Genomic DNA, 3,269 nt, shown 5'->3' on the forward strand with positions numbered 1-3,269 from the left:
TCGGACATTCTTCGGTCCTAGGGAGTGGAGTTTGTCCGAAGAACGTCCGAAGCCGAATAGGTTCTGGTAGGGGGCAGATAAGATGCAGACAGGAAGAACTGCGAAAAGAAGAGAAAAAGACGTTTTTTCAACGAAACGTATCGGCCGCGAGAATAAGAAAAGAAAAGAATTTACATTAAAAAAAAGCGGAACGACTATTCCGATACCGCTTCCGTGTTCATTGCCAATTTTGCAATATGGCAATCAGGCAACAGAATCAAATACATTCTCTCCAGCAGATTCCAAGGCTTCCCACATCTGAAAACAGGCACAAACTTTACATAGGAAAAACAGCGCATTTCTAAGAAAATTTCCCGGCTTCTTTTGAATCTCTTATCGGAATGATTACTTTTGCGCCTAACTAATAACACTCAATAACATGGTAGTATTCTCGGAAGACCACATACAGGAAACCAAACGCATAGGCCGAATCGAAGTCATCTGCGGCTCAATGTTCTCCGGCAAGACCGAAGAGCTGATACGCCGGCTGAAACGGGCGAAGTTCGCCCGGCAACGAGTGGAGATATTCAAGCCCGCCATCGACACCCGCTACTCGGCAGAAGACGTGGTATCGCACGACAGCCACTCCATCGCCTCCACCCCCATAGAGACATCGGCAAGCATCCTGCTGTTCACCTCGGAAATCGACGTGGTGGGCATCGACGAGGCGCAGTTTTTCGATGACGGGCTGATTGACGTGTGCAACCAGCTTGCCAACAACGGCATACGCGTCATCGTGGCAGGACTGGACATGGACTTCCGCGGCATCCCCTTCGGACCGATGCCCGGATTGTGCGCCATCGCCGATGAGGTGTCCAAGGTGCATGCCATCTGTGTGAAATGCGGCCGGCTGGCCTCCTTCTCGCACCGTACGGTGAAGAACGACCGGCAAGTGCTGCTGGGCGAGACCGCCGAATACGAGCCGCTTTGCCGCGAATGCTATCTGCAGGCCCTCGAAGCCGACACGAAATAATCCCCCGGCATCATGGAGCGTAAAAAAATCACATTCGACAGTTTTATCCGTGGCGTCATCCTCGGCCTCATCCTCATCGGCCTGCTGATGCTGCTCAAGCGGCTGAGCGGCGTATTGCTGCCCTTCTTCATCGCATGGCTCATCGCCTATCTGATATATCCGCTGGTCACCTTCTTCCAATACCGGCTGAGGTTCAAGAACCGGGCCTTCTCCATCTTCTGCGCCCTATTCAGCCTGCTGGTGCTGGGCGGAACGGCGTTCTACCTGCTCATCCCCCCCATGGCAAACGAGTTCGGCAGGGTCAAAGATTTGGTGATAGAATACTTCTCTCACAAGACTCCCGACGGTAATGTGCCCCAGACGCTTTCGGAATTCCTCCGCGAGCACATAGACAGCCGGTTCGTCACCCGCCTCTTCAGGGAAGAAGACATGCTGAACGCCTTGAAGGAGACGCTTCCCCAGGTGTGGTCGTTGCTGTCCGAATCGGTCAACCTGTTGTTCAGCTTCTTCACCATATTCCTCATCCTGCTCTACGTGGTCTTCATCTTGCTCGACTACGAAAGCATTGCCGAAGGCTGGACCCATCTGCTGCCACAGAAATACCGCCCCTTTGCAGTCGGTGTGCTGAACGACGTGAAGGAGGGTATGAACAGATACTTCCGCGGACAGGCATTCGTGGCATTGTGCGTAGGCATCCTGTTCAGCATCGGTTTTCTGATCATAGACTTCCCGCTGGCCATCGGCCTCGGGCTGTTCATCGGCGCCCTGAACCTGGTACCCTATCTGCAGATTATCGGCCTTGTGCCCACCATCATACTGGCCATACTGAAGGCGGCCGACACGGGAGGGAATTTCTGGATAATCCTGACATCGGCGCTTGCCGTATTCATAGTGGTGCAAGCCATTCAAGACGGTTTCCTCGTACCGCGTGTCATGGGAAAGATTACGGGGCTGAATCCTGCCATCATCCTGCTGTCGCTCTCCGTCTGGGGCTCGCTGATGGGTATGCTTGGCATGATAATCGCGCTCCCGCTCACCACCCTCATGCTCTCCTACTACCAGCGTTTCATCATTGACAGAGAAAAAAATCATCAGATTGAACAGACTGATAATCAGCAAAAAGAATAACACGCAGTATGATTCTTTAAACTTTTTCCTTCAATTTGTTTGTTTTTTAAACAAAAGCACCTATCTTTGCACCCGCTTAACAGCAATAAGGATTGATTCGCTAGCTCAGCAGGTAGAGCACAACACTTTTAATGTTGGGGTCTTGGGTTCGAGCCCCAAGCGAATCACCAAAGAAGGTCTTCAGCAATGAAGACCTTTTCTTTTTTTTAAAGACATTCACTGCATACGCTGCTCAATCAGTTATCCATTCTTTTGAGGCAGTATATAAGGTGGTAGCACCATCAAAAAATAAGAAAAAGCGACACGCTTGGACGCAAAACAAGCATTCCCTCAAAAATCAGCTCAATCCGAAAGTCCGGTGCATTTGTTAAATAGACAAGTCAGTATTGTTAAAATCAAGCGTATAGTTTGACGAGCCGAAAAATAAAGAAATTACGGCACAAGCCGCCAGATTGCTCGGCATCTGCGAAAGGGCATTATGGGTAAAGAGAAAAAATATGGTCTGAAATGACGCACCGAATAACGCTATAATGGTATTCATGGCTTTTGTTGCTCAAAATAGCCAATATCCATATTGGTATTGAATAAAAAAACTCTATTTTATTCAATACAGCGGCTTAATTGAATAAAAACCCGCTATATTTGCAGTCTAAAAAGGACTATAATGAAAACAACGATATTCAATCAGCGGGCGGAGCGAGACGAATTGTTGTCGCGCCCTTATCAGCAACGTCATACCAGGTATGACGCTGATGAACTTTTGCAGAACCCGCTTATTAAACTTATAACTGGTCCTCGTCGCGTAGGTAAATCCGTTTTTGCCCTGCTGATGCTGCAAGGCAAGAATTTTGCCTACCTCAATTTTGACGACCACCAATTGCTTGAAAAATGGGACGAGGATCTGGCTATGTCGGCTCTTGATGATGTCTATCCCGATTATGATTTTATGCTGCTTGATGAAATTCAGAATCTTCCGAATTGGGATTTGTGGGTAAGCAAACTATATCGCCGGGGAAAGAATCTGATAATCACAGGAAGCAATGCCAATATGCTGAGCAGTGAAATGGCGACAGTGCTGACAGGGCGTTATCTCCAGATTGAGATGTTGCCTTTCAGCCTTGATGAAACC

Annotated in this window: 4 protein-coding genes and 1 tRNA gene; all 5 read left to right on the forward strand. The window is 48.7% G+C overall.

Features of this window, described 5'->3' with window-relative positions; translation table 11 throughout:
- The first annotated feature begins 82 nt into the window (after nucleotides 1–82).
- On the forward strand, nucleotides 83–301 hold the full coding sequence (locus K2G43_RS02125) for a hypothetical protein (RefSeq protein WP_300152848.1): 219 nt from the start codon (nucleotides 83–85) through the stop codon (nucleotides 299–301).
- Nucleotides 302–418: 117 nt separating this feature from the next.
- Nucleotides 419–1,012, forward strand: coding sequence for a thymidine kinase (locus K2G43_RS02130; protein ID WP_300152849.1), 594 nt, complete (start codon nucleotides 419–421; stop codon nucleotides 1,010–1,012).
- 12 nt (nucleotides 1,013–1,024) lie between these two features.
- Nucleotides 1,025–2,140 (forward strand): AI-2E family transporter, encoded by a 1,116-nt coding sequence (locus K2G43_RS02135; protein ID WP_300152850.1) that lies wholly within the window; start codon nucleotides 1,025–1,027, stop codon nucleotides 2,138–2,140.
- A gap of 94 nt (nucleotides 2,141–2,234) precedes the next feature.
- Nucleotides 2,235–2,310 (forward strand) — tRNA-Lys (locus K2G43_RS02140).
- A 494-nt stretch (nucleotides 2,311–2,804) separates the two neighbouring features.
- Nucleotides 2,805–3,269, forward strand: a 465-nt coding sequence (locus tag K2G43_RS02145) for an AAA family ATPase (RefSeq protein ID WP_300152851.1), incomplete at its 3' end; no start/stop codon positions are given.

Origin of the sequence: Bacteroides sp., from assembly GCF_029057325.1 — a bacterium.
Taxonomy (GTDB): domain Bacteria; phylum Bacteroidota; class Bacteroidia; order Bacteroidales; family Bacteroidaceae; genus Bacteroides.

Bases quoted from the DNA above. Each gene is read 5' to 3' on its own strand.
- K2G43_RS02130 (WP_300152849.1), top strand. From the start codon at position 419: ATGGTAGTATTCTCGGAAGACCACATACAGGAAACCAAACGCATAGGC.
- K2G43_RS02135 (WP_300152850.1), top strand. From the start codon at position 1,025: ATGGAGCGTAAAAAAATCACATTCGACAGTTTTATCCGTGGCGTCATC.
- K2G43_RS02125 (WP_300152848.1), top strand. From the start codon at position 83: ATGCAGACAGGAAGAACTGCGAAAAGAAGAGAAAAAGACGTTTTTTCA.